This window comes from Archangium sp., assembly GCF_036277355.1.
In the GTDB taxonomy this organism is placed as follows: domain Bacteria; phylum Myxococcota; class Myxococcia; order Myxococcales; family Myxococcaceae; genus Archangium.
In genome coordinates, this window is record NZ_DASUNC010000046.1 from 136,305 (window position 1) to 160,974 (window position 24,670).

Here is a 24,670-nt window from a genome sequence, read left to right on the forward strand (position 1 = left end):
GCGATGATGGGCACCCCATGAGGACTCTGCCCCATCGCCTGTTGCTGCTCGTGTCATTCGCCGCCCTTCTGGGGTTCCCGGGTGGGGCGGTGGCGGGTTCCCCCGAGCCCCGTTCGCCCACGAAGGAGGAGCGGGTCCGCTACCCGTGGCTCTCCGCGGAGCGCTCCATCCGCCCGCTCGCCGAGGCCCTTCCACCTCCGTCCGGCTACACGCGGGTGGCTGTCGAGGACGGGTCCTTCGGCGCGTGGTTGCGCGGCCTTCCGCTGCGTCCCCCGGGCACCCCGGTGAATGACTTCGGAGGACAGGAGATCCTGGCCGGGGACCATGCCGCCCTCGCGGCCGTGGCCGAGTTGGATGTGGGCTCGGCCAACCTCCAGCAGTGCGCGGACTCCATCATCCGCCTCCACGCCGAGTGGCAGTGGTCGCGCGGCCAGAAGGAGCGCATCGGCTACCGCTTCACCAGCGGAGACCTGGCCTCCTGGTCGCGCTACGCGGCGGGCGAGCGCGCCCGGGTGTCCGGCTCCAAGGTGTCGTGGGTGAAGAGCGGGCCGGTGGATGGCTCGCGGGCCTCGTTCCGCGCTTACCTGGACCTGGTCTTCACCTACGCGGGCACGCTGTCCCTGGCCAACGAGCGGCAGCGCCCCAAGCGCGCCGACGTGCGGCCGGGCGACTTCTTCGTGCTGGGCGGCAGCCCGGGCCATGCGGTGCTGGTGCTGGACGTGGCGCGCAACGCGAAGGGCGAGCGGGTGGCGCTGCTCGGCCAGGGCTTCATCCCGGCTCAGGACTTCCACGTCCTGTCGCCGGGTGAGGACGGCCCCTGGTTCTCACTGGAAGGAGACGAGGTGGCGACGCCCTTCTGGAAGCCCTTCCCCTGGTCCTCGCTTCGGCGGTTCCCGGGGCTCTGACCCCCGCACGCTCTCCGAGCGAGCGACCGTCCCTGCCTCACCGTGCTCCGGTACACCGTTTAGCTTCAAGGTGTCATGTCCACCGGGCTGAAAGCAGGGCGTGCATCCACTCCTTGGCGGCCCGTGGCCATCTACGCCGTGGTCGCCGGGTCGTGGATCATCCTCTCCGACGTCCTGCTCGCGGGGGTGGTGCGGGGCCTGGGCACGTTCGTCCAGGTGCAGATCCTCAAGGGCTGGTTCTACGTCGCCGCCACCTCGGTCCTCCTGTACGCCCTCATCCGCAAGGACACCGCCGCCCTCCGCGAGTCCGAGGCCCGCCACCGCGCGAGTCTGGAGAGCATGGCCGACGCCCTCATCCTGGTCGATTCCCACGGGCGGATCGTGGAGGCGAACAAGGCCGTGCTGACACTGTTCGGACTGGAGGCGCCCGGGATGCCGGCGGAGCTCCGGCGCTTCATCGAGCTGCTCGATCTCCGCCATCCCGACGGAAGCCCGATCGCCTGGGACGCGCTGCCCAGTCAGCGGGCCTTGAGAGGCGAGACGGTCCGCGAGCAGGAGCTGTTGTCCCGGCATTCCAACGGAGCGCTGCTCCACATCAGCGCGACGGCCTCCCCGGTCGCCACGGAAGCGGGACGGGCGCCGGAGCTGGCGGTGGTGGTGCTGCGCGATCTGACCGGGCTCAAGCGCCTGGAGCGGATGCGCGATGAGTTCCTCTCCACCGCCGCCCACGAGCTGCGCACGCCCATCACCACCATCAAGGGCTACGCCCAGCTCCTGGATCGCTGGACGCCGGGCGGGCACGAGCCTCGTGAGGGTAAGGCCTTCCGGATCCTCAACCGCCAGAGTGATCGGCTCACGCAGCTGGTGCAGGAGCTGCTCGAGGTGTCCCGGCTCCAGCTCGGCCGGCTCGCGTTGCGGCGCCAGCGCTTCGAGCTGGGCGAGCTGGTGGCGGATGTGCTCGAGCGCATGCAGGGCGTGTCCTCCCGGCACCGGCTCGTGTTGCACCAGGAGGGCCACGTGTTCGTGGACGCGGACCGGGAGCGGATCGAGCAGGTGCTCGTCAACCTGTTCGACAACGCCATCAAGTACTCGCCCGAGGGCGGAGACATCGAGGCCCGGGTGGAGGTCCGCGAGGGCTCGGGCGTGGTGTCGATTCGCGACCCGGGGATGGGTATCCCCAAGGAGCGCCAGGGACAACTCTTCGAGCGCTTCTATCGCGCCCATGCCGGGCTCGAGTCGGACCGCGGAGGCATGGGGATCGGCCTGCACCTGTGCGAGCAGATCGTCCAGCGGCACGGTGGCCGCATCTGGTTCGAGAGTGAAGTGGGGAAGGGGTCGATCTTCTCGTTCAGCCTCGCGTTGGCACAGCAGGTTGGACAGGAGCACGAGGCTCGGGTGTGAACCCGGGACGCGTGGCACCCTCACCCCGTCCCTCTCCCGGAGGGCGAGGGGATATTGGGGCTCGGAACCTCAGGGGTCTGGTGCTTCAGAACATGTGGCCGAAGTTCAGGTAGATGCGCTGGCGGCCCGTCTCCGGGGACATGGCCCAGTCGAAGCGCACCACCGCGGCTCGCCGCGCCAGCCGCAGCCCCGCGCCCACTCCCGGGTGCCACTTCCACCACGGCCCGTTCTCCACGCCCGGGTGCCACACCCGCCCCAGGTCCACGAAGCCCACCGCACCCGCGATCACCGGCGAGCCGAACAGGTTGAAGTCGAAGGCCCGGTACCGCAGCTCCGTGTTCGTGAACGCCTTGATGTTGCCCGCGAACCGGTTGCGCTCGATGCCGCGCACGCTGCTCATGCCGCCAATGCCCTCGGAGGAGCTCACGCCCCCCGTGTTCACCCACTCGAAGAAGGGCACCTGGCCGAACAGCATGTCCAGCGTCACCCGCTGCGCCAGGATGAAGCGCGGGCCCAGCTGCCAGTAACGCCGCTCGCTCAGCGTCACGCCCGCGTACTGGTAGCGGCTGCCGGTGGCGGTGCCCGACACGCGCAGGCTCACCTCCTCCACGCCTCCGCGCACCGGATCCGACTCGTTGTCACGCGTGTCCCACAGCACACCCGCGGTGATCTGCCCCGTGGCTCCTCCCTGGATGCCCTCGGGCTTGAGCTGCGCCAGCACCGAGGCCTCGAACGGATCCACCTCCGTGTACCGCCACGAGTAACCCACGTAGGACTGGAAGGGGTGGTTCTCTCCCCAGGGCCGGCCGCGCAGGCGTACCCACGCGCCCGGCGCGTTCTTCGTGTAGTTGAAGCGCTCCTGCGTCTCATCGCCGTTGAAGTCCTGCGCGGACACGTTGCCCGCTCCGTAGAAGGGGCTGCGCAGCTCGCGCCGGTACTCCAGGCGGAACTCCAGGCGCATGGGGCCGATGAGCCGCGGCCCGTCGTAGCGCAGGTAGTGGCTCTGCTGGCCCCGGCTGGTGAACATCGCCTGGAGGGAGATGGCGTGCCGGTAGGGGATGTAGCCGGGTGAATACAGGTAGGCGCCGGCCACGCCGCCGTACGTGAAGCCCTGGTCCGAGTTGTAGCTCAACAAGGGGATCGCGATGGCGTCGATGCCCTTCTCCTTCTTCGCCGGCTGCTCCGCGGGAGCGGTAGCCGTGGGAGCAGCGGGAAGGGCATCCGGCGGAGCAGCCGTGGCGGTGGCCAGCGTCGTCAACAGCAGCGCGGTCGTGAGCATCACAGCCCAAGGTGCCACGCGAAGAAGGGATGGGACCATCTTCACGTTCGGGGGCCATGCCCGTCTGGCTGCTCTCCAGCGGACCGCCCCGGAATACCCGGCTGGTGTCCGCCCGCGTGCGCATATCTGGGGCGCATCGTGGTGCTGGGGGGAGGGGAGACGAGACCGTGAAAGAAGTCATCAACCCGCAGTTGCAGGCGTGGGCTCGAGACTACGTGTGGCGTGTGGGGTCGAAGGTCGGCCCATTGTCGTCTTCACGCCGTCGCAAGTTGCTCGTCGTCCATCTGGACGGCGTGCCCAAGGCGCATCTGGACGAGGCCGTCCGCACCGGACGCATGCCCTTCCTGTCCAGGCTGGTGACCTCGGGGACCTATGCGTTGGACGGAGCGTTCTGGGGCTCGCCTGCCTCCACGCCCTTCTTCCAGGCGGGCTTCCTCTACGGCCTGCGCCATCCCAACCTGCCGGCCTACACCTGGTTCGACCGGGAGCTCGGCCGCAGGGTGCAGATGAACACCCCCACGGACACGATCGCCGTGGAGTCGCGGCTGGGTTGCCGCCCCGGCTCCAGTCTGCTGTCCGGCGGCGGGCACACGTACTTCTCGCTCTTCCAGGCCGAGGCCAACAATCGTCTCTGCATGAGCTCGCTGGCCAGCTACAAGGTCATGGTCCGCGGCTTCAAGTACGAGATGGAGGGCATCCTCGCGGCCCGCACGCAGACGCCGTTCTCGTACATCCGCTCGCTCGGGCGCGACGCGTGGAGCTCCTTCACGGAGATCTACCGCTGGGCCCGCGCGCTCCGCGACTGGCGCCATGAGAGCGGCTTCCTCATGAGCCGCGTCCTGCTGCAGCGGCTCGGGTGGAGCTTCGCCCACACCAAGGCCCTGGTGGACATGGTGCGCGGCGTGCCCTCCGTCTACCTCGTCTACGGCAACTACGACGAGGTGGCCCACCGCCGCGGTCCGCGCTCGGAACAGGCCATGGCGGAGCTGCGGCGCGTGGACGCCTACCTCGCCGAGCTCTACGCCGTGGCCCAGGCGGTGGAGCCCGGCTACGACCTCGTCTTCCTCACGGACCACGGCCACGTGGACAGCCACCCCATCGAGCAGCGCGGAGGCCGCCAGCGCCTGGAGGACATCCTCCTGCGCGGCGCGCCGCTGCCCCTGTCCGAGGACATCGCGCGGGCGCTGCTCGACGGCCGCCCGCACCCGGTGGACGCGCCCCATGCGCCGCAGGAGCCGGTGGTCATCGAGTCCGGCAACTTCTCCCATGTCTACCTGACGCGCGAGCGCGAGCCGCTCGAGGCCACGCAGCTGGTGGCGCGCCACCCGGAGGTGCTCGCGAGGGCCATGGGCCATCCGGACATCGCCATCGTGGCGCTGCGCCGGGGTGACTCGGCGGTGGCCATCATCGGCGGCGGGGTGTACGGGCCGGACGAGATCGACAGCGCGCCGCTGGACGCGGAGTTCTCGCGCCGCGCGGTGGCGGACTTCCTGCGCGAGCTGCCCCACATGCCCACCGCGGGAGACCTGGTGCTCTACGGCCAGGCGGTCTCCAAGGGCGGCACGGTGGGCTTCGCCTGGGAGTTCGGCTCGCACGGCGGCCTCACCCGCACGGAGACCAACAGCGTCATCTGCTGGCCCACGAGCCTCCCGGTGGACCTGTCCGGACTGAGCCACGTCACGCAGTTGCACGACCGGCTGTCCGAGGTGTACCGCGACGGCGCCCGGCCCCTGGTGCGTCCGGAGGACTCGCCGGAGGACTCGGAGGAGAGGTGGGCGGAGGCGACATGAAACGCCCCGCGGGCCGGACGTTCCTCAAGGCACTGGCGGTGGGGGTGGGGGTGGCGTTGTCCGCCGCCCTCATCACCAGCGTCTTCTTCCAGTTGAACCCGCGTGGGGCCGGGCCCCTGCTCGTCCCACGCTTCCCGCTGGAGAAGTTCGTCCGCGACCTGCCGGGCCACTTGCGGTGGCTCATCCCCTTCATGCTGCTCTCCGCGGCCATCATCCCGCTGCGGGCGGTGCAGTGGCAGAGGACGCTGAGCAAGCCCGTCCCCCTGCTCGAGCGCTACCACCTGGTGGCCATTGGCGCCTTCACCCACAACGCGGTGCCCGGGAAGCTCGGGGACGTCATGCGCTCGTTCCTGATGTCGCGCACCCAGCGCATCCCCTTCCTGCAGTCGCTCGGCTCGGTGCTGGTGTGCAAGCTGCTGGAGTTCGCCGCGCTGATGGGGCTGTTGGCCGTGTCCTTCCTCGGGCCCTTGGGCGAGACGATGTCCGGGTTCGCCGGTCCGCTGCGGATCGCCGTGGGGGTGTGCGTGGGACTGGTGGTGCTGGTGGTGCTGCTGGCCCACTACGCGCTGCCGCTGGCCCGCTGGTTGGAGCGCAAGCACCGGCTGCCGCGGGCCCGGCACCTGCTGGGGCACGTGTCCGAGGGGCTGGGCACCGCGCGCAGCTTCCGGGGCATGGCCAAGGCGCTGGTCTTCTCCGTGGGGCCGGTGCTGGCGCCCGCCCTGGCCTATGGGTTGGCCCTTCGGGGCATCGGCGTGCGCGGGGGCCTCTTCGCTGGTGCCGTCATCCTGGGCGCCATCGCGCTCGGCCAGGCCCCCGGGGTGCCGGCGGGCACGGGCATCTACTTCGGGGTGACGAGCGGGGTGACGAGAGGCCTGCTGGGGGCCACACCCGAGGACGCGGCGGCCTTCTCCATCCTCACCTGGCTGGGCACCGTGCTGAGCCAGGTGGCGGTGGGGGCGATCTCCGTCCGCTTCCGGGGCATCCGGCTGAAGGACCTCCGCAAGGGCGGAAGCCTGGCACGCGAGGCCACCAGCCACGTGGCCCACGAGGCCGTGCAGCCCGTCCACACCCCGGGCTGACGCGGGGGAGTGCTGAAAAAGAAAAAGGCCCCGACTTTTCAGTCGGGGCCTTCTTCAGTGCCCAGGAGAGGACTCGAACCTCCATGCCCTTGCAGGCGCTAGACCCTGAATCTAGTGTGTCTACCAATTCCACCACCTGGGCAGGCGGTGCGTCTCGCTCGGCGGTGCGTTGCGTCGCGTTGACGGGAGCGGTGTATAGATGCCTGAACCGTCCCCGTCAAGCACATGTTTCAACATCACTTCTTCAACGGCCATTTCCCCTCGGACTCGAGCCGGCGCCGGACGGCGGGGTTCTCATCCATGTAGGCCGTGAGGGACTCCTCCGTGATCTCCACGGAGATGTCCTCATTCCCCAGCTCGGTCTGGCAGGACAGGCGGGAGTACGGGCGCACGTCGAACCCCATGTCCAGCCGGTCCATCTCCTGGTCCGTCTGTTCGGAGAGGGACTCGAGGCCCTTGCGCACCCAGATGTGGCAGGTGGAACAGGCGCAGACCCCGCCGCACGAGTGACCCACCTGGGCGCCGGCCTTCTCGGCGGCATCCAGCAGGGTGGTCCCCGTGGACACGTCCACGGTGACGTCTTGCAGGGGGCTCTTGAAGTGGACCTTGGGCACGTCAGAACTCCTCGACCGAATGGCCCGCGACGACCTTCGTCAGGGCCTGGTTCATCACCCGCTCGACGAACGGCTTGCACACGTCGTCCAGGGCATGGATGGCTTCCTTGAGGGCGTGGTGGTCGTTCCCCTGGGCCATCTCGCGCACCTTCGCCATGGCCGCCTCGATGGAGGCCCGCTCCCCGTCCGCCAGCAGCTCCCCGTGCTCGCCGAGCTGCCGCTGAGCCTCGGTGAGGACACGCTCGGCCTCCACCCGCTGCTCGCGCAGCTGGCGCACCTGCACGTCGTCCTCGGCGTGGTCGATGGAGTCGAGCAGCATGTTCTCGATCTCCTCGTCCGTGAGGCCGTGGCTGGGCTTCACCGTGATGGACTGGGTGGTGCCGGTGCTCTGCTCCTTGGCCGTGACGGCGAGGATGCCGTCCGCGTCCACCTGGAAGCGCACCTCCACGCGAGCCATACCGGCGGGCAGGGGAGGAATGCCACTCAGCGTGAAACGGGCGAGGCTGCGGCAGTCCTCCACCAGCTCGCGCTCGCCCTGGAGCACGTGGACGTCCAGACCCGTCTGGCCATCCTTGAAGGTGGTGAAGACCTGGGCCGCGGCGGTGGGGATGGTGGAGTTGCGCTGAATCAGCTTCTCCACCAGGCCGCCCATCGTCTCCAGGCCGAGCGACAGGGGGATGACGTCCAGCAGGAGCACCTCGTCCTGCCGGTCCACGTTGGTGAGCAGGTCCGCCTGCACGGCGGCCCCGAGGGCCACCACCTGGTCCGGGTCGATGTCACTGAGCGGCTCGCGGCCGAAGAGCTCGGCGACGAAGCGGCGCACGGCGGGCACGCGGGTGGCGCCGCCCACGAGGATGACGCCATCCAGCTCCGAGGCCGTCACGCCCGCGTCCTTGAGGGCCCGGCGGCACACCACGCCCGTCTTCTGGATGAGCGGGCGGATCCACTCCTCGAAGTCCGAGCGCTTCAGCGTCTGCCGGTGCGAGCCCACGGTGAGCTCCACCTCGGGCGCGCCGGTGAGGGCCTCCTTGGCCTTGCGTGAGGCTGCCAGCACCTCGGCCACCAGCGACGGGGAGGGGGAGGTCTGGCCCAGGGCCTCCAGCACGCGCTGGGCGATGGCCCGGTCGAAGTCATCGCCGCCCAGGGCCGAGTCACCGCCGGTGGACTTCACCTCGAAGACGCCGTCCACCAGCTTGAGGAGGGAGACGTCGAAGGTGCCGCCGCCGAGGTCGTACACCGCGTAGGTGCCCTGGCTGCCCTTGTCGAGCCCGTAGGCGAGCGCCGCCGCGGTGGGCTCGTTGAGCAGGCGCAGCACCTCGAGGCCCGCGAGCCGGCCCGCGTCCTTGGTGGCCTGGCGCTGGGCGTCGTCGAAGTAGGCGGGCACGGTGATGACGGCCTGCTCCACCCGGCCCGAGAAGTAGCTCTCCGCGCGGCGCTTGAGGGCGCGCAGGATTTCGCCGGACACCTCGATGGGCGTCACCGGCTGGCCACCGGACACCTCGAAGCGCACCACCTTGCCGCCGCTGGCGAACTTGTAGGCCCCCAGCTTGCGCGTCTCCGCGTCCTCCGGGCTGCGGCCCATGAAGCGCTTCACGGAGAGGATGGTGTCCGTGGGGTGCTCGGCCGCGAGCGTCTTCGCCCGCGCCCCCACCACCACGCCCCCGTCCTTCCCGTAGTGCACCACCGAGGGCAGGAGGTTGGACTCCCCCTCGTCCGCCGCCAGGCACCGGGGCTTGCCCTGGATGACGCTCGCCACCAGCGAGTTCGTCGTTCCCAGGTCGATCCCCACCGCGTGCCCCTTGGGCTTGAGGGGATCGTGAATCTGCAGGTAGCCGTTCTTGCTCACGACAGCATCTCCTCCTCGAACGTCTCCACCTGCTCGAGGAAGCGCGTGAAGTACCTCACCCGTCCCAGCGCGTGCGACGCCTTTTTCACCGATGACTCGGCCGGGGGGCCCTTTTCCAGGGTGCGCAGCGTGTCCACGGCCTCCTGGAGGGCGGCCTTGCGGCGCGTCTCCACGTCCGCGGCCATCTTCTGGGCCCGGTCCAGATTCTTCGCTTCCATCGCCTCGTCGAGCGCCTCGCGCAGCTCCATGACCTCCTCGAGGAACTCGAGGGGCATGTCCTTCTGCGCTCCGGCGTCCTCCCGCTCCAGGTCCACCCCGAGCAGCTTCAACAGGTAGAAGGCCCGCCGGGTGGGGTCCTTGAGCGTCTTCGTCGCCTCGTTGAGCGCCGTCGTCTGCTCCAGGGACAGCCGGCGCTCGCGCGCCTCGGCCTGGGCGAAGCGGTCCGGGTGCAGCTTCAGCGACAGCTCCCGGTACTGGCGCTCCAGCGCCGCCACGTCCACGTCGTACGCCCGGGGAAGACCGAAGACGTCGAAGTGGGTCGCTCCCGGTGGCCGGGCGGCGATCTTCCCGCACTCCGGACAGAAGGGGCGTCCCCGCGTGTCCTTCTCACAGTTCCAGCACTTCACTTCGGTGGCCCCTTTCCGGGGGAAAATCAAAGGGCCCGGCTTTGCGCGGCCGAGCCCCCAGTGACTCTCTCATCCCGAGGTTCAACCCGGGATGCTCGATACCCTCACCCCGTCCCTCTCCCGAGGGGAGAGGGGAGGGCGGTCAGACGGAGAAGCTCTCGCCGCAGCCGCACGAGCCCTTCACGTTCGGGTTGTTCAGCTTGAACCCCGAGGCCATCAGCGTCGACTCGTACACGATCTCCGTGCCGAGCAGATACAGGTAGCTCTTCGGATCCACGAACACCCGCACCCCGTCCCGCTCGAAGATCTTGTCCTTCTCGCGCGGCTTCTCCGCCCACTCCATCACGTACGCCAGCCCCGAGCACCCTCCACCCCGCACCGCGATGCGCAGCCCCGCCTCGGGCGTCTGCCGCTCCGCCAGCAGCTTCTTCAGCTGCTCCACCGCGCTCTCGTGCAGCGTGATGCCCCGCGCCGGCTTCGCGGCCGCGGCAGGCGCCGTCGGCGTCTGGCTCGTCTGTGTCGTCGCCTGCTCGTTCATCACGTGCCTCCTCCTTCAACCCGTCCTGCTCAGGCCTTCTGCTGCCGCGCCTCGCGCTTCTTCTTGAAGTCCTCGATGGCCGCCTTGATGGCGTCCTCGGCCAGCACCGAGCAGTGGATCTTCACCGGCGGCAGCGCCAGCTCGCGGGCCACGTCCTTGTTGGAGATGGTCATCGCCTGGTCCACCGTCTTGCCCTTCACCCACTCGGTCACCAGCGAGCTGGACGCGATGGCCGAGCCGCACCCGAACGTCTTGAACCTGGCGTCCTCGATGATGCCCTCGTCGCTGATCTTCAGCTGCAGGCGCATCACGTCGCCGCACGCCGGAGCGCCCACCAGGCCCGTGCCCACGTTCGGGTCGGCCTTGTCGAGCGTGCCGACATTGCGGGGGTTCTCGTAGTGGTCGATGACTTTGTCGCTGTAAGCCATGGTGTTTCCCTACCTATATGAAGCCGTGTCACCGGGTCCGTTACCCGGCGACCGTGCCGGGGCTGGGGGCCCGCTCGCCCTCCAAGCGGGGGAGGGCTCAAAACGGGGCTAGTGCGCCGTCCACTCGATGCTCTTCAGGTCGATGCCCTCCTTGGCCATCTCGTACAGGGGGCTCATCTCGCGCAGGCGGTTCACCTTGTCCACCATGAGCTTGATGACGTAGTCGACCTCTTCCTCGGTGTTGAAGCGGCCCAGGCCGAAGCGGATGGAGCTGTGCGCCAGCTCCTCCTCCACGCCGCACGCGCGCAGCACGTACGAGGGCTCCAGCGACGCCGAGGTGCACGCCGAGCCGGAGGACACCGCCACGTCCTTGATGGCCATCATCAGCGCCTCGCCCTCGACGTAGGCGAACGAGATGTTGAGGTTGCCCGGCAGCCGGTGCTCCAGCGAGCCGTTCACCGTCACCATGTCCAGCTGGTCCGTAATGCCCTTGCGCAGCTTCTCGCGCAGGCGGAGCAGGCGCGCGGACTCGTCGGCCATCTCCAGGCGGGCGAGCTCCGCCGCCTTGCCGAAGCCCACGATGGCCGCCACGTTCAGCGTGCCCGAGCGCATACCACGCTCATGGCCACCGCCGTCGATGATGGGGGCGATGCGCACGCGCGGCTTGCGGCGCACGTAGAGCGCGCCCACGCCCTTGGGGCCGTACATCTTGTGCGAGGTGATGGACGCCAGGTCGACGTTCATCTCCTCCACGTTGAAGGGCACCTTGCCGATGCCCTGCACCGCGTCGCAGTGGAAGAGGATGCCCTTCTGGCGGCACAGCTTGCCGATCTCCGCCACCGGCTGCACGGTGCCGATCTCGTTGTTGGCGAGCATGATGGAGACCAGGATGGTCTTGTCCGTCATGGCCGCCTCGAGCTTCTTCATGTCCACCCGGCCGTCCTTCTCCACGTCCAGGTAGGTGACGCGCGCGCCGCCGGTGGGCATCTCCGCCCACTGCCGGTACACGGCGTCGTTGTCCAGGTCGTGCTTGATGGACAGCTCGGCGAGGTGGTCGCGCGACACGGGCGCGCCGGTGAGCTGGGCCAGCCGCATCAGCTTCAGCTCGTCCAGCCGCTCCTGGCGGATGCGCTCCAGGCGCTTGCAGGTGTCGAGCACCGCCTTGTGCTCGGTCTTCAGGGTGATGATGTGATCACCCTTCTCCTTGTAGAACTCGACCACGCCCTTGATGGCGAGGTTGTCGGACTCGGTGGCGCCGGAGGTGAAGACGAGCTCCTTGTCGGACGCGCCGATGAGCGCCGCCACCTGCTTGCGCGCCTGCTCCACCGCCGCCTCGGCCTTCCAGCCGAAGGGGTGGTTGCGCGACGCGGCATTGCCGAAGTCCTCACGGAGGTACGGCATCATCGCCTCCAGCACCCGCGGATCCATCGGGGTGGTGGCGTGGTTGTCCATGTAGATGGGCAGCTTCAGCATCTCGGTAAACCTTCCGGGCGGCTGTCCGGCCGCTCGCCGCGGGGGCCGGATAACCCCGCGTGCTCTCTAGGTGCTCCTACATGGACACACCTAATGTGGACTGGACCGGTCAAATATAAAAGAGGGCCCCCCCCGGTCAAGACGACATAAGGGGAAGGCGCTCCAGCCCTCTTCAACCACGAATCGGACCGATTCAGTCCACTATACACGGTTGCCCCCACCTGGCACCTGTCCGAGGGGCTCCCGAGCCCCTTGGGGCCTGGGAGGCGTCAGGTGGCAGGTCTGGCTACAGGCCCTTCGCTCAGGCGAGGTGCAGCAGGTGCGCACCGTCCAGGCGTACGGCGACGCCAGTGGCGGTGAGGGTCGCGTTGTATTGCGACATGTAGACGGCGGTGGCGCCAGCACTCAGGTGTTTGATGGAGACGTTGCCGATGGGGCGGCGCCAGACAGGGGAAATAGGCCGTTCGGGGCCGGCGATGAACAGGGTCATGCCATCGGTGCCGAGCCATGCGCCGGGCGCCCAGGGCAGGGGCTCCCACTGCGAACCCTCTGTCGGCGCCAACCAGCGCAGGGTGTCGAGCCAGGAGCCGTCGGGCGCCTCATCGGGCGGCAGCGGGGTCCAGGCCGCATCGGCCTCGCGACGTGCGTACAGGCCGCCGTGGAAGGCCAGCCATGCGTCGCCGACGCGGCTGATGATGGGCGCGCCGGAGCCGGCCAGGAGTGGCGGAAAGCCCTGGCTCCAATCCTCCAGCAGTGGTTCGCCCGCATGGCCGCGGTAGATGCGCATGCGGTTGGTGGTGACGAGTACCTCGTTGGTGCCCATGGGAAACAGTCTGGCGATGAGCTCGGAGCCGGTGTGGGGGAGCCGCCATTTGACCACCGGGGTGCTCGAGGTGACGGCCACCACGTGATTCCTGGCCGAAATCAAGAGTTCCTCTCCCAGCAAGATGGCGGCTCCCCCGACCCGTTCGCCGGGAAGGGGTATGGCGGTCCACCGGGCACCTTCGTCACGTGATTCGTACAGCATGTCGCCAGTCACCGCGAGCCATCGGTTCGGGCGAGCCACGACAGTATGAATACACTCAGGTGCGGTGAGCGGTGTGAATGTGGCGCCAGCGTCGTCGCTGCGGTAGAGGCGGGTCTCGCTGCCAAGACCACTGCGACGGGCGAGCAGGAGCACGGTCTCTCCGGCGACGGGAACGAAGGTGCTCTCGAAGCAGTCGTTGGGTCCGGGGAACATACACCTCAACATAGCGGCACGGCCGGAGACGGCTCCAGCAGCCAACTCGACTTTCGCCATTGTGCCAAACGCACGAGCAGCTTCATCCAGGGGCTTCATTGGCAACGAATGGGAGTCAGTTGTGCCGGCTGCGCAAGCCCACCAGGGTCCTCGGAGGTGTTATGTCTCAAACCCGGTTGCAGTTCCCTCATGCGCTGGTGTTGGCGGTGCGCCTGACTTGCCTCTTCATGGTGCCGGGCGCACGGGTGCGTGCCGCCAGCCTGGCCCTGGTGCTCGCTTCCTTGATGGGCTCTGGCAGGGTGTGGGCGTCCGGGCCGCCTTCATGGAGCGGAAGGGACGGCCAGAGGACGTGTTCCGCGGTGCAGTGCCCCCTGGTCGCACTTCCAGTCGGCGCGCTCTTCCCTGTGTGGCGGCAGGCGGAGCTGTGCATCCAGGAGATTTATAATGATGAGCATCAGGAGAATGTGGTCAGCCGCAACAAGGAATGGCTTTCTTACACCGGAATACGACCGGAACAGATCCGCGCACTGCGCTGTCTGAAGAAGGAGGGATTCACGGGCAAATCGGGCATGGCCGCGGGCGAGCCGGACCTGTGGGATTTCACCGAGAGGACCATGTACGAAATCACGACTCCTTCGGGTGTGGCCTTCCGCAAGGGCAAGCTCGCGGTGCAGCTCGAGCTCGCCAATGACATCTGCTCGAAGATGGAGTGCGGCGGCGTCACCTTTCGTCCGGGGAGCTGGTTTCCCAAGGGGCCCTGTTATGCATTGGGCGGCGCTCTGTACATGCGCGTCGAGAACGTCAGTGGCGTCCTGGTCTATCACGCGCTCATGGACGGGACGAAGGAGGCGGCCCTCGCCACCACCCTCACGACACTCGCGGCGCTCTTGAAGAGTGGTCTCCTGCAACGGTTCGCCGGGGCGCTCGGGCAGAGGCTCGGCAGCAGGGTGGTACCGGGCTATGCGGTGGCGTCGGCGATGGCGGTGATCATCCTGCTCGAGTCGGGACGGGCGGAAGCGAGGGTGGGCTTCGGTGGCGACGAGCCGCTGGCCGCGCTGTTCAAGTTGCTCGAGCACAAGGGCACACCCGTACCGCCCGAGATCCGCCAGATGCTCGAGAACGAGCCAACGCTGAAGAGGGCGGTCGAAGACGCCATGACCGGCAAGAAGGGTCTGACGCGGGCGCAGAAGGAACTGAACGGCAGGGTCCTTCAAATCATCAAGGACAACCAGGAGCGTTCCAGTGCGGAAGACCTCTCCCTGCTGCTGGGCATGACGCGGTTGGCGGGGTCGGCCCTGCCCGCGTCGGACGTGACGGTCCAGACACTCCAGAATGCGCTCGAGGCCAAGAAGGCCGGCAAGTCCGGCAGCGGGAACAACGCGGACCGCGGCAGGAGCGGTGGATTGAGCACGGCGGCGAAGGCGAAGATCGATGATGCCCCAGAGGCGAAGCGCAAGGTCTTCGATGCCCTGTTCAGCCGCACCAGCAAGGATCGTCCCGTTCTCACCGATGACGCGCTGAACCTGTTTCTCTCCATTGTTCCGCCCGACCTGAGCGACGGCGAGGTTTCGGTGCTCGTCTCTCGGCTTCAGCCTTGGGTGGGCGGCTCCGTCGCCGACGTGCTGGCGGGCCTGACGACGGCTGTGGCGGAACTGCGGTTGCCGGATACGGGAGCGAAGCTGCCGGAGGCCGTCACCGATGGCACGATTGGCACGGGTGCCGCGCCGCCGGATTCACGGGAATCGTCCAAGGAACTGATGGCGACACTGGCCTCCGTCGTGCGCCTCGGCGACTACTCGCGGGTGGAGGAGGGCACGCTCTACTTCGAGTCGAAAAGAAACGAGCTCGAGACCGGCTCGACGCTGACGAAGCCGTTGCTCACGATATTGGGAGGCAAGCGTCTCGCCGCCCTGGTCACGTTCAAGGTGACCGGTACCGGGGACGATTGGGTACAAGTGATGATTCTCGGCTCGAGTGTATGGGTCGACGCGGACCAGAACCCATGGGGCGAGGTGGACGAGCTCGTGTCGAACGAGCCGGTCCGATTATTCTGGTACGACGCCCAGAAGAAGTGAGCTGGCCCAGCGAGGCGTGAGCCGGCAGAGCGTGACCCGCGCCGGTCTGGCCCTCATGCAGTGAGCCGGTCTGGAGCGCCCCACTTCGGAACAGGTGCGCCAGGGTGGAACACCCCGTGCGGCCAAGTGGGCGATTTCAGGGCAGCGAGGGGTTGGCCGACAGACTGCAATTCGGGGACTCCGAGAGATTTCGGAGGGAGCGCCGATGAGCACGAACGAGAAGCGGGCCGTGAAGCTGAACGCCGTGGGGGCCATGGAGCTGTCGGTGGGCGGGAGGAACGAGCTGGTGCGGAGCGGAGGGGGCGAGCCGCCGCAGGGGGACGAGCCGCGCCGGTACTCGCAGGCGGGGTGGAGGGCGGGCAAGCCGGAGGAGGACCCGGAGAAGATGAAGAAGTGGGGACTGGTGACGGCGAGGCCGAGCGAGTTCCTCATCCACATGCGGCGGGGCCGCGTACGGGACGTGAGCGGGCAGGGCGCCTCGTGCTTCAAGCTGCCGGGCGACGCGGTGGCCATCGTCCCGACGAGCGTGCAGCGGCTGCAGTTCACCGCGGACCAGGTGACGAACGAGAAGGTCGGCGTGCAGGTGACGGGCCTGGCGGTGTACCGGATCGTCGATCCGCTGGTGGCTTTCCGGATGCTGAACTTCTCCTTCCCGGAGCGGGCGCAGCAGAAGCTGGCGGAGCTGCTGCGGGAGATGTTCGTGGGCGCGGTGCGCCGGCTGGTGGCGAACCTGTCGGTGGAGGAATGCCTCTCCAAGCGCAAGGAGGGGATCGCCACGGAGCTGATGAAGGAGATCGCTCCGGTGGTGTCGGGGAAGGGGCGGCCGGAGGACCGGACGGACTCGGGATGGGGCGTGGTCCTGGACACGATTGAGATCCAGGACGTGCGGGTGCTGTCGGAGACGGTGTTCGCGAACATGCAGGCGCGCTTCCGCGAGGAGCAGGAGCGGGTGGCGCGCGAGGCGGAGCTGGCGAAGGAGCGCTTCATCCAGCGGGAGGAGGCGGAGGCGGAGCGGCAGACCGCGCTGACGCGGCTGGCGACGGAGGAGGAGGTCCGTCACAAGCGGCAGGAGGCGGAGGAGCAGGCGAAGCTGGAGGCGCTGGCGGTCGAGTCGAGGGTGGAGGAGGCGCGGGTCGCGAAGGAGCGGAGCACGCGGCAGGCGCAGGTGTCGCTGGAGCGCGAGACGGCGCTGGCGAAGCTGAACGCCGAGCTGGAGGTGAGGGAGCAGAAGGCGAAGGCGGAGGAAGGGCAGAAGCTGGCGCAGCTGGAGGCGGAGCGGAGGATGTCGGAGGCGAAGCTGGCGCAGGAGCGGGCCCTGGCGGCGTCGAAGGCGCAGGCGGAGCTGGAGAAGCTGAAGCTGGAGCAGCAGGCGCAGACGGCGAAGCTGACGAACGAGCGGGCGTTGGCGGCGGCGAAGGCGCAGGCGGAGCTGGAGCGGCTGAAGCTGGAGCAGGAGGCGGAGGCGGCGCGGCTGGCGCACGAGCGTCAGATGGCGGCGGTGAAGGCGGAGGCGGAGCTGGAGAAGCTGCACCAGGAGCAGCAGGCGCAGACGGCGCGGCACGGGGCGATGATGGCGGTGCTGCAGCAGGAGGCGGAGCGGGCGAGGGCGCAGGCGAAGGTGGCGGAGGCGCGGTGCGCGATCGCCGAGGCGGAGCTGGCGATGGCGGAGATGGATGCGCGCAAGGCGCGGATCACGCAGGATCCGGAGCTGGCGAAGGTGAGGGCGCTGAAGGAGATCGACAACACGCTGTCGCCGGAGGCGATCCAGCTGGTGCTGGCGCAGCAGTTGCCGCAGGTGGCGGCGGCGTTCCAGCAGAAGATGGGGGAGGTGCACGTGACGGCGGTGGATGGAGCCAACCCGTTCGGCTACATCGCGGCGGCGGTGGAGGGCGTCATGGGCCTGGCGCGCTCGGCGGGCCTGCAGGTGCCGGCGGTCAAGAAGGACCAGGCCGTCTGAGAAGGAGCCTCTCCCTCTCCCCTCGGGAGAGGGTCGGGGTGAGGGTATCCGGCCCCTGGGTTGAATCCGCGTCAATCCCCTCTCCCCCCTGGGAGAGGGTCAGGGTGAGGGTCATCCCGCCACTACGGTGACACCTGGGTCAGAATCTCCGCGCCATCCCGGGTCACATAGATGGTGTGTTCGAACTGCGCGGACCGCTTCCCATCTGCTGTCACCACGGTCCACCCATCATCCCAGTCCAGGTGGCGGGTGGAGCCCATGGTGAGCATGGGCTCGATGGTGAAGAACATGCCTTCCTGGATGATGTCGGTCGCGTGGTAGTCGAACGTATGAGACACCTGCGGCTCGAGGTGGAAGATCTCCCCGATGCCGTGGCCGCAGTACGACTGGACCACGCCATAGCCGTAGCGCTTGGCATGAGCCTCGATGGCGCGGCCGATGACGTTGATGGGAAGCCCCGGCTTGACGGCTTCAATCCCGAGCATCATGCACTCGCGAGTCACGCGGAGCAGCTGTTCGGAAGCAGCATCAATCTTCCCGACAGGGAAGGTGGCGGAGCAGTCCCCGTGCATGCCATCGAGGTAGATGGTGACGTCGAGGTTGACGATGTCGCCATCCTCGAGGGGCCGGCTATCGGGGATGCCGTGGAGGATGACCTCGTTGACGGAGGTGCAGAGGGACTTGGGGAACCCGTGGTAGTTCAGGGTGCTCGGGTAGCCCCCGCGGCGGATGTATTCCTCGTGGCAGATGGCATCGAGCGCGTCGGTGGTGATGCCGGGCTTCACGGCGGCGCCAGTGACCTGGAGGACCTCGGCGGCGGCGCGGCAGGCCCGGCGCATGCGCTCCACGCGGGTGGAGGGATCTCCCTTCGCACCGGGGCCGGGGCGGCCGGTGTCCGCGTAATCGGGCCGGGGGATATGAGCGGGCACGGGCCTGCGGGGGCTCACCGCGCCGGGACGCACACGCCGGGCGGCGGGGGCGGGCGCGCGGGCCTGCGAGTCCTCGCCGCGGTGACACTTCTTGTACTTGTTCCCGCTGCCGCACCAGCAGGGCTCGTTGGGTCCGGGCAGCTTCGCGGGGGGAGCGAGTGTCGTGCTGGTCGTGTTCATGTCCGTGCTTCCTTCCGTCAGGTGCCGCTGGCGCACCCCCTATCTACACCTCCGGAAACCCGAGGGCTCATGCCATTTGCGCATGGCCCGCGTGAGCCCGGGGGAGATCAGAGCAACCGCTTACTCCCTGGCTCGGCGTTCCCAGCGGCCACGCCCGGTGGGTCCGGGTCGAGGTCGAGGAGGAAGGCCCTGAAGGACTCACGGCGCCCGTGTCAGCGGCGCTCGTTGTCTCCACCCTGCCGCTCGCCGTCGTGCTCCTGCTGCTGTCCCGAGCCGCCCATGCCTTCCTTGAAGCCCTCCACGGCCTCGTGGGTCGTCTCGCGCGCCTCCTCCGCGCTCTTGCGCGCATCCTCGGCCGCCTGGTCCACGGCTTGCCCGGCCTTGCGAGCCTCCTCGCGCACCGTGCGGTTCCCGCGCTCGTTACAGCCCACGCCCAGGCCGAGCACCCCGAGCAGCCCCGCCAGCGCGAGGCGCTTCCATCCCTGCCGCACCATCACCGCCTCCTTCGCATGAAGTCGTTTCACTCCAGGCCGCTCATCCGATACGGGCGAGCAGCCTGTTCCCGAGCGCGAGGGCCACGGCGTCCTCCACCAGCCCCGCCACCACGTTGGGGACGCCCCACTCACGGGTCGCCAGTTGCCGCAGCTTGTAGAAGGCGAAGGACGAGGCCACGGCCGCCGCCGCGCCGAGCAGGGCCCGGCCCACGGTCATCCGCCGGTGCGGAGCCGCCACGGCGGCGCCCGCCAGTGCCCCCGAGAGGGCCCTCGCCACCAGGGACGGCGGTGCGGTGCGCGCGGGAGTCCACGGCAGCTTGTCGGCGACGAGCTCGCCAGCGGCCAGCACGGCCAGCACGCGCGAGTTCCGCTCGGACGCGAGCGCATGCACGCGCCCCTTGGGAGCGTCGACGGGCTGTTGCGCCAGCTGGTGGCTGAGGAAGGCGGGGGCGCTGAAGCTCCGCATTCCGGCCAGCACTCCGAAGCCCACGGTGTTCAACAGCGCGTCCCGTCTCATGTGCTCACTCTCCTGCTCGATGCCGCCGAGCCGGCGGCCCAGGCTCTTCTGCGAGTAGAACTGCACCGGTTTCCCATCCACTTCGAGGTGCGCATGCACCAGCTGCTCGGCATCGGGGTGGCGCTCCAGGTGGCCGGTGCGCAGCAGCTCCCTCATCCGGGCGTGGGCCAGGTGGTGCCAGGCGCGCTGGTAGCGCCGTCCCATCAGCGCGAAGCCCAGCCGGCTCCACCAGTTGGGGAACTGGCCCTCGCGCCAGGAGGCCTGGATGTGGAAGCGCAGCTCGCCACTGCGGTGGTCCTTGGTGAGCAGGAACCACTCCCGCCCGGCCTCGATGTGGCCCCGCAGCGTGTCGATGCGGAAGCCGTACAGGGTCCGCTCTTCCCCCTGTTCGGAGCGGATGGCGCCGATGCGCACCGGGCAGAGGTAGTGCAGGCCCATGGACTTGAGCTCGAGCAGCACCGGCCGGTTCTCCATCGGCATGGCGGCGTCGAAGTGCCCGTACACGACGCGCGGGTCGGAGAACCCGTAATAGACGAGGGCGTGCTTCAGCTTGTCGAACGCGTCCTCCGCGGTGGGCGTACCCGGGCGATCCCTCGCGATGACGGCCCGCGACTCCACCTGGTTCCAGCCGTTGTCGAGCGTCATCTCCTCCTCGGCCGCCTCGAAGTTGAGGGGGAGGGTGGAGGCCTGCTCGAGCCGCGCCAGCACCTCGTCGGCCGACCAGCCGCGCAGGAAGCGCCAATCGACGTGGGTCATGTCTCGTCTCCGCGAGCGAGGAAGGTGGGGCCCCGGATGTCATCCGCGCTCTCGTGCGCCTCGAGCATGAGGGTGGTCTCCGCGTGGAGGAAGCCGATGACGCCCTCGCCCACGGTGAGGGCCACGGCGTTCACGAAGTCGGTCCAGGTGTTGGTCTGCATGGCCTCGCCGCCGGTGCGGAACCCCAGGTACTTCACCCGCGAGCCGGAGCGGGCCCGGCTGCGGATGTGGAAGATGACGTCGCCCCGCTCGTTGCGGTAGGCGCCAAAGGTGATGCGTCCCGCTTCCGGGTGCCCGGGCAGGGTGGCCAGGGTGAGGCTCTGGCGATCCCGGTGGATGATGCGTACGCGGAACGTCCCCGCCCCGCGGATCTGCACCCGCAGCTCATCGCCCGGCTCCAGCGGCCCGTCCCGTTCGTGCTCGGGCTCGAAGATGACCAGCTCCCTCGGGGCGAACTCCGGGAAGCGGCAGGCCACCAGCTCCATCACCTCCGAGGGCGAGCACCCGCAGCGCTCGATGATGGCCCAGTAATCGCGTTGCAGCAGCGGGCCGCTGCCCTTCGTCGCGTGGAGCAGCCCGCCGAACAAGCCGTCGCCCGCCGCTGTGCCTGCCTCCCCCATCTCGCCTCCTCCATCGGACGTCCTCAATATGGTGCTGGGCGCAACGAGGGGCGCACGGGGCCAGGGGACGGGCCTCCACCCGAGGACAGGAGGGCGGCATGCAGCAGGACATCAATCCCGCGAGCAGGCGATCGATCCAGGACTACCAGGCCGCGACGGTCATGCGCGCCGAGCACACCGAGAGCTCGCTCACCCGGCTGCTGGAGCAGCAGACCGCGAAGATTCCCTCGGACTTCTTCCTCTTCGCCAGCCTGTGCGCGATGGGCTTCTCGCTGGTGGCGGAGCTGTCACGGAAGAACCGGGCCAGCCACTTCGTGGGCATGTGGGTGGGCCCGCTGCTCATCATGGGCGTCTACAACAAGATGGTGAAGACGTTCGGCGCGCGCTGAGCCACGGCTCAGCCCACGTGCTGTTCCATGGGCGGGGCCGGCCCGCGCGCTCCAGACAGGCCGCCGCCCACTTCGCCGCCTCGGACAGGGAGGTGGTGAGGACGGCTCCCTCGGCGTCCAGGAGCTCCTGTACACTGTCTCCCTCAATGGGTCCTGACCAGCCCTCGCCTGGCGCCGCGTGCCGCCACGAAGCAACGCACTCCCCCCTGGAGCGCTCGCTGACGGGGTCGTTGCTGGGCCTGCTCCTGTGGGGGCTGCTGCTGTGCCCGCCGGCGGCGGCGCAGACCCCTCCGGGCCGGCTGCCCTTCGTTCCGTATGGCGCGGAGGTGGGGCTGGGCCAGTGGAACATCCGCGCCATCTCCCAGGACTCCACCGGATTGCTCTGGGTGGGGACGGATGATGGGCTCTACCGCCATGACGGGCACCGCTTCCAGCCGGTGCCGCTGCCACCGGGGCTCACCTCGGACTTCGTGCAGCGGCTGGCTCCAGGGCGCGAGGGCGGCATGTGGTGCGTGATGCAGCGGGGCACCGCGCACTGGCACCAGGGGCGCTGGCGTGTGCTGGACGAGGCTCGCGAGCTGGGAGGCCCCCTGATCTCCCTGGTGACGGACACGGCGGGCACGGCCTGGGTCTCCTCTCATGCCGGCCTCTTCCGCGAGCGGGAGGCGGACCACTTCGAGCGCGTCACCGACGCCCCCGGCCAGCCGCTGCAGGTGCTCTTCTCCACCCCCCAGGGCGAGCTGTACTCGCATGAAGGCCTGTTGCTGCACCAGCGGACCGCGCAGGGGCGCTGGCGGACCTTGAGTCAGGCCGAGGGGCTGCCGCCGCTGACCTGGCTCCACGCCCTGCACCCGGACGGCAGCGGCCGGCTCTGGTTCGGAGGCCAGCAACAGCTCGTCGCCTACCACCCTCGGTCGCGGCGCGTGGAGGACTTCTCCGCGCTCGTGAGGGAGCGGTGGATCGCGGGCATCACCGCCAACCTGAGCGGTACCATCTGGGTGGGCTCCACCCAGGGGCTGCTCGCGTTGGAGCAGGGCCGGCCGCGAAACCTGGCGGGCCTGCCCTCGGAGCCGCTCCAGAGCCTCTTCGTGGACCGGGAGGGCTCGCTCTGGGTGGGCTCGCTGGGGCTGTACCGGCTGGTGGGCCGCGGGCTCTGGCGGCACTACGGGGCCGAGGAGGGGCTGGGCCATCGCACGGTCTGGTCCGTGGGGCGCGACAGGGGCGGCACGCTCTGGGCGGCCACCAAACGGGGGCTGGCACGCGCCACCGAGGCAGGCTTCCACATGGAGCCGGAGGTGCCCTCCATCCACCTGATGGCCGTGCAGCCGATGGCCGATGGGCGGCTGTGGCTGGCGGGCGTGACCTCCGAGTTGTTCCGCTATGAGCCGCGCACCCGGAGGCTGGAGCGCTTCGCCCTGGAGGGGGCCTCGCGCGACGCCGCCATCTTCGACCTGGCCCTGGATGCGCGGGGCCGGCTGTGGGTGGGCTCCAGTGAGGGGCTCTTCGCCGGCGAGGCCTCGGCGGTGGTGCCCCGGTTCACCCGGCCGCCCCTGGGGTCGCCGCACGAGGGGCGCTGGCAGGTGGACGATCTGCTGGTGGACAGCCAGCAGCGGCTGTGGGCCGCGGGGAACATGGGGCTGGTGCAGGTGCGGCCCGAGCGCGGCGAGGTGCGCTACCTGGGGACGGCCGAGGGCCTGCGCACCGGCCAGGTGTTGTTGGTGATGGAGCGGCGCAATGGCGAGCTGTGCGTGGCCTACCGCATGGGCTCGGGCCTGAGCTGCTTCCGCTATGAGGGGGAGCGCACCTCCGGGTGGACGCACCTGGACCGCGACTCCGGCCTCTCCAGCAACACCCTGTACCAGCTCGGCGAGGACGCGGCGGGCCGGCTGTGGGCGGGCTCTGGCAAGGGGATGGACCTCATCGAGGGAGGCCGGGTGGTGGAGCGCTTCACGAGCGCCGACGGGCTGCCGGGGGACGACTGCAACGCCCGGGCGTTCCTGGCCGAGCCGGACGGGGACGTGTGGGTGGGCACCAGCGGCGGCCTGGGGCGCTTCCTGGGGGCGCGCTACAGGGGCCCTCCGCCCGCCCCTCCCATGCTGCTCACGTCCGCCACCGCGGGGGGGGTGGACCTGCTGCGGGCGCCACGGCCGCTGGAGCTGCCCTACCAGCACGGCACGCTCGAGTTCGATGTGGCCCCCATGGGCTTCCTGCACCCCGGGAGCGTGGAGCGGCAGGTGCGGCTGGTGGGGGTGGACGAGGAGTTCCACCCCGAGCCGGAGCAGGGGCGGCTGCGCTACGTGGGCCTGCCTCCCGGCGACTACGAGCTGCTCGCGCGCGCCCGCTACCCGCATGGGGAGTATGGGCCCGTGACGCGGTTCGCCTTCGCCGTGCGGCCCGCCTGGTGGCAGACGTGGTGGGCGCGCCTGGGGGCGGTGCTGGCGCTGGTGGGAGCGCTGGCGCTGGTGGGGCGCGTGCGCCAGATGGCGCTGCGGCGGCGCAACGCCCAGCTCGAGCACCTGGTGGCCGAGCGCACCGAGGCGCTCGCGCGGGCCCAGGCGCGCGTGGTGGAGCTGGAGCGCGAGTCCACCGAGCAGCGCATGGCGGGGGGCTTCGCCCATGAGATGCGCAACGCCCTGGCGGGCGCCCGGCTGATGCTCTCGCGTGTGCTGGGCTCGGACGCCGCCGACTCCACCCTGTGCGCGGACAACAGCCAGAAGCTCAAGGAGCTGTACCTGGAGGTGCGCGAGCGGCTGACGCCGGAGGAGCGTCCCCGGGTGGCCATGCTGCTCCAGCAGCTCAACGGCAACGAGGCGCTGTTGGACACGGCGCTGCGCGGCACGGTGGCGCAGGTGGACCGGGGACTGGCCATCACCCGGCTGCTGCTGGAGTACTCCCGGCTGGGCCGGGAGAGCCCCGGCCGAGAGCCCGTGCCCCTGGCGGCCCTGGCGCGCTCCATCACCGCCGAGATGCAGGAGGAGCTGCGCGCCCACGCGATACGCACCGAGCTGGCCGTGCCGGAGCAGGCGGTGCTCACCGGGCGGGAGGAGCACTTCTACTCGGTGCTCAAGAACCTGGTGTCCAACGCGAGGGACGCGCTGGTGGACACGGCGGGCGAGCGCGCGCGGTGCATCCGCATCTCCGCCGTGGAGCAGGGCGAGCACCTGCGGCTGGAGGTGGAGGACACGGGCCCGGGCATCGCGCCAGAGAACCTGGAGCGCATCTTCGAGCCCTTCTTCTCCACCAAGCCGGAGACGGGGGTGGGGCTGGGGCTGGGCGTGGTGCGCAAGCTGGTGCTGCTCTACGGCGGCACGGTGCAGGTGCACAGTGAGGTGGGACAGGGCACGCGCTTCGTCCTCACCCTGCCGCGAGGCGGCGCCCGGTCCAACGAGTGAAGCGAACGTCCCCGCCACACGCACCGGAGGAGCGTCACGGGAATTGACGGCTTTCGCGAGGCTCTGGGGCGGGCCGTGACGAATGGTGTGACGGTCCTCCGGCAGGTTGAGTTCCGTTCGAAGTCACCGAGCCGTGGTGGGC

General features: G+C 69.4%; 20 protein-coding genes and 1 tRNA gene. 8 read left to right on the forward strand and 13 right to left on the reverse strand.

Features of this window, described 5'->3' with window-relative positions; genetic code table 11:
• The first annotated feature begins 17 nt into the window (after nt 1–17).
• Both VFZ09_RS11955 and VFZ09_RS11960 read left to right on the forward strand, forming a co-directional pair.
• Entirely contained in the window at nt 18–905 is an 888-nt protein-coding gene (locus VFZ09_RS11955) for a DUF4846 domain-containing protein (protein ID WP_329727657.1), read from the forward strand.
• Nucleotides 906–1,028: 123 nt separating this feature from the next.
• Nucleotides 1,029–2,306, forward strand: a complete 1,278-nt coding sequence (locus VFZ09_RS11960; protein ID WP_329727658.1) for a sensor histidine kinase — start codon at nt 1,029–1,031, stop codon at nt 2,304–2,306.
• 85 nt (nt 2,307–2,391) lie between these two features.
• On the opposite strand, the gene omp85 is transcribed toward VFZ09_RS11960, so the two are convergent.
• Nucleotides 2,392–3,585, reverse strand: a complete 1,194-nt coding sequence (gene omp85, locus VFZ09_RS11965) for an Omp85 family outer membrane protein (protein ID WP_329727659.1) — start codon at nt 3,583–3,585, stop codon at nt 2,392–2,394.
• Nucleotides 3,586–3,752: 167 nt separating this feature from the next.
• Between omp85 and VFZ09_RS11970 the strand changes: the two genes are divergently transcribed.
• Nucleotides 3,753–5,375 carry an alkaline phosphatase family protein gene (locus VFZ09_RS11970; RefSeq protein ID WP_329727660.1) on the forward strand — a complete coding sequence of 541 codons (1,623 nt, stop codon included), beginning with the start codon at nt 3,753–3,755 and terminating at the stop codon, nt 5,373–5,375.
• Nucleotides 5,372–6,454, forward strand: a complete 1,083-nt coding sequence (locus VFZ09_RS11975) for a lysylphosphatidylglycerol synthase transmembrane domain-containing protein (protein WP_329727661.1) — start codon at nt 5,372–5,374, stop codon at nt 6,452–6,454. The genes VFZ09_RS11970 and VFZ09_RS11975 overlap by 4 nt, the downstream gene beginning before the upstream one ends.
• 58 nt (nt 6,455–6,512) lie before the next feature.
• Here VFZ09_RS11975 and VFZ09_RS11980 read toward each other — a convergent pair.
• The 8 genes from VFZ09_RS11980 to VFZ09_RS12015 form a co-directional block, all read right to left on the reverse strand.
• A tRNA-Leu gene (locus VFZ09_RS11980) sits at nt 6,513–6,596 on the reverse strand.
• Between the two features lie 94 nt (nt 6,597–6,690).
• Nucleotides 6,691–7,068: a 2Fe-2S iron-sulfur cluster-binding protein gene (locus VFZ09_RS11985; RefSeq protein ID WP_329727662.1), complete on the reverse strand. Its 378-nt coding sequence runs from the start codon at nt 7,066–7,068 to the stop codon at nt 6,691–6,693.
• 1 nt (nt 7,069) lies between these two features.
• Nucleotides 7,070–8,914, reverse strand: coding sequence for a Fe-S protein assembly chaperone HscA (gene hscA, locus VFZ09_RS11990; RefSeq protein ID WP_329727663.1), 1,845 nt, complete (start codon nt 8,912–8,914; stop codon nt 7,070–7,072).
• Nucleotides 8,911–9,477, reverse strand: coding sequence for a Fe-S protein assembly co-chaperone HscB (gene hscB / locus VFZ09_RS11995; protein ID WP_329727772.1), 567 nt, complete (start codon nt 9,475–9,477; stop codon nt 8,911–8,913). The genes hscA and hscB overlap by 4 nt, the downstream gene beginning before the upstream one ends.
• Before the next feature lie 205 nt (nt 9,478–9,682).
• A complete protein-coding gene (locus tag VFZ09_RS12000; RefSeq protein ID WP_329727773.1) occupies nt 9,683–10,078 on the reverse strand; it encodes an iron-sulfur cluster assembly accessory protein in 396 nt (131 codons plus the stop codon).
• Nucleotides 10,079–10,107: 29 nt separating this feature from the next.
• On the reverse strand, nt 10,108–10,506 hold the full coding sequence (gene iscU, locus VFZ09_RS12005; RefSeq protein ID WP_329727664.1) for a Fe-S cluster assembly scaffold IscU: 399 nt from the start codon (nt 10,504–10,506) through the stop codon (nt 10,108–10,110).
• A 108-nt stretch (nt 10,507–10,614) separates the two neighbouring features.
• Entirely contained in the window at nt 10,615–11,976 is a 1,362-nt protein-coding gene (locus VFZ09_RS12010) for an IscS subfamily cysteine desulfurase (RefSeq protein WP_329727774.1), read from the reverse strand.
• A 304-nt stretch (nt 11,977–12,280) separates the two neighbouring features.
• Nucleotides 12,281–13,159, reverse strand: coding sequence for a hypothetical protein (locus tag VFZ09_RS12015; protein ID WP_329727665.1), 879 nt, complete (start codon nt 13,157–13,159; stop codon nt 12,281–12,283).
• A gap of 221 nt (nt 13,160–13,380) precedes the next feature.
• On the opposite strand from VFZ09_RS12015, the gene VFZ09_RS12020 reads away from it, so the two are divergent.
• Both VFZ09_RS12020 and VFZ09_RS12025 read left to right on the forward strand, forming a co-directional pair.
• Nucleotides 13,381–15,294 (forward strand): hypothetical protein, encoded by a 1,914-nt coding sequence (locus VFZ09_RS12020; protein ID WP_329727666.1) that lies wholly within the window; start codon nt 13,381–13,383, stop codon nt 15,292–15,294.
• Nucleotides 15,295–15,499: 205 nt separating this feature from the next.
• On the forward strand, nt 15,500–17,251 hold the full coding sequence (locus VFZ09_RS12025) for an SPFH domain-containing protein (protein WP_329727667.1): 1,752 nt from the start codon (nt 15,500–15,502) through the stop codon (nt 17,249–17,251).
• 122 nt (nt 17,252–17,373) lie between these two features.
• On the opposite strand, the gene map is transcribed toward VFZ09_RS12025, so the two are convergent.
• The 4 genes from map to VFZ09_RS12045 form a co-directional block, all read right to left on the reverse strand.
• On the reverse strand, nt 17,374–18,360 hold the full coding sequence (gene map / locus VFZ09_RS12030) for a type I methionyl aminopeptidase (RefSeq protein ID WP_329727668.1): 987 nt from the start codon (nt 18,358–18,360) through the stop codon (nt 17,374–17,376).
• Between the two features lie 212 nt (nt 18,361–18,572).
• Nucleotides 18,573–18,884: a hypothetical protein gene (locus tag VFZ09_RS12035; protein WP_329727669.1), complete on the reverse strand. Its 312-nt coding sequence runs from the start codon at nt 18,882–18,884 to the stop codon at nt 18,573–18,575.
• A gap of 10 nt (nt 18,885–18,894) precedes the next feature.
• A complete protein-coding gene (locus VFZ09_RS12040) occupies nt 18,895–20,127 on the reverse strand; it encodes a DUF1990 family protein (protein ID WP_329727670.1) in 1,233 nt (410 codons plus the stop codon).
• Nucleotides 20,124–20,747, reverse strand: coding sequence for a DUF1990 family protein (locus tag VFZ09_RS12045; RefSeq protein WP_329727671.1), 624 nt, complete (start codon nt 20,745–20,747; stop codon nt 20,124–20,126). Before VFZ09_RS12045 ends, VFZ09_RS12040 begins: the two co-directional genes overlap by 4 nt.
• A 98-nt stretch (nt 20,748–20,845) precedes the next feature.
• On the opposite strand from VFZ09_RS12045, the gene VFZ09_RS12050 reads away from it, so the two are divergent.
• Nucleotides 20,846–21,136, forward strand: coding sequence for a hypothetical protein (locus VFZ09_RS12050; RefSeq protein WP_329727672.1), 291 nt, complete (start codon nt 20,846–20,848; stop codon nt 21,134–21,136).
• Nucleotides 21,137–21,282: 146 nt separating this feature from the next.
• Complete coding sequence (locus VFZ09_RS12055; protein WP_329727673.1) at nt 21,283–24,528, forward strand: sensor histidine kinase; 3,246 nt, start codon at nt 21,283–21,285, stop codon at nt 24,526–24,528.
• Nucleotides 24,529–24,670 lie beyond the last annotated feature (142 nt).

Coding starts and splice junctions, on each gene's coding strand:
- VFZ09_RS12040 (WP_329727670.1), bottom strand. CDS start 20,127: ATGACCCACGTCGATTGGCGCTTCCTGCGCGGCTGGTCGGCCGACGAG.
- map (WP_329727668.1), bottom strand. CDS start 18,360: ATGAACACGACCAGCACGACACTCGCTCCCCCCGCGAAGCTGCCCGGA.
- VFZ09_RS11955 (WP_329727657.1), top strand. CDS start 18: ATGAGGACTCTGCCCCATCGCCTGTTGCTGCTCGTGTCATTCGCCGCC.
- VFZ09_RS12050 (WP_329727672.1), top strand. CDS start 20,846: ATGCAGCAGGACATCAATCCCGCGAGCAGGCGATCGATCCAGGACTAC.
- iscU (WP_329727664.1), bottom strand. CDS start 10,506: ATGGCTTACAGCGACAAAGTCATCGACCACTACGAGAACCCCCGCAAT.
- VFZ09_RS11975 (WP_329727661.1), top strand. CDS start 5,372: ATGAAACGCCCCGCGGGCCGGACGTTCCTCAAGGCACTGGCGGTGGGG.
- VFZ09_RS12025 (WP_329727667.1), top strand. CDS start 15,500: ATGAGCACGAACGAGAAGCGGGCCGTGAAGCTGAACGCCGTGGGGGCC.
- omp85 (WP_329727659.1), bottom strand. CDS start 3,585: ATGCTCACGACCGCGCTGCTGTTGACGACGCTGGCCACCGCCACGGCT.
- VFZ09_RS12045 (WP_329727671.1), bottom strand. CDS start 20,747: ATGGGGGAGGCAGGCACAGCGGCGGGCGACGGCTTGTTCGGCGGGCTG.
- VFZ09_RS12055 (WP_329727673.1), top strand. CDS start 21,283: ATGGGTCCTGACCAGCCCTCGCCTGGCGCCGCGTGCCGCCACGAAGCA.
- VFZ09_RS12000 (WP_329727773.1), bottom strand. CDS start 10,078: ATGAACGAGCAGGCGACGACACAGACGAGCCAGACGCCGACGGCGCCT.
- VFZ09_RS12020 (WP_329727666.1), top strand. CDS start 13,381: ATGTCTCAAACCCGGTTGCAGTTCCCTCATGCGCTGGTGTTGGCGGTG.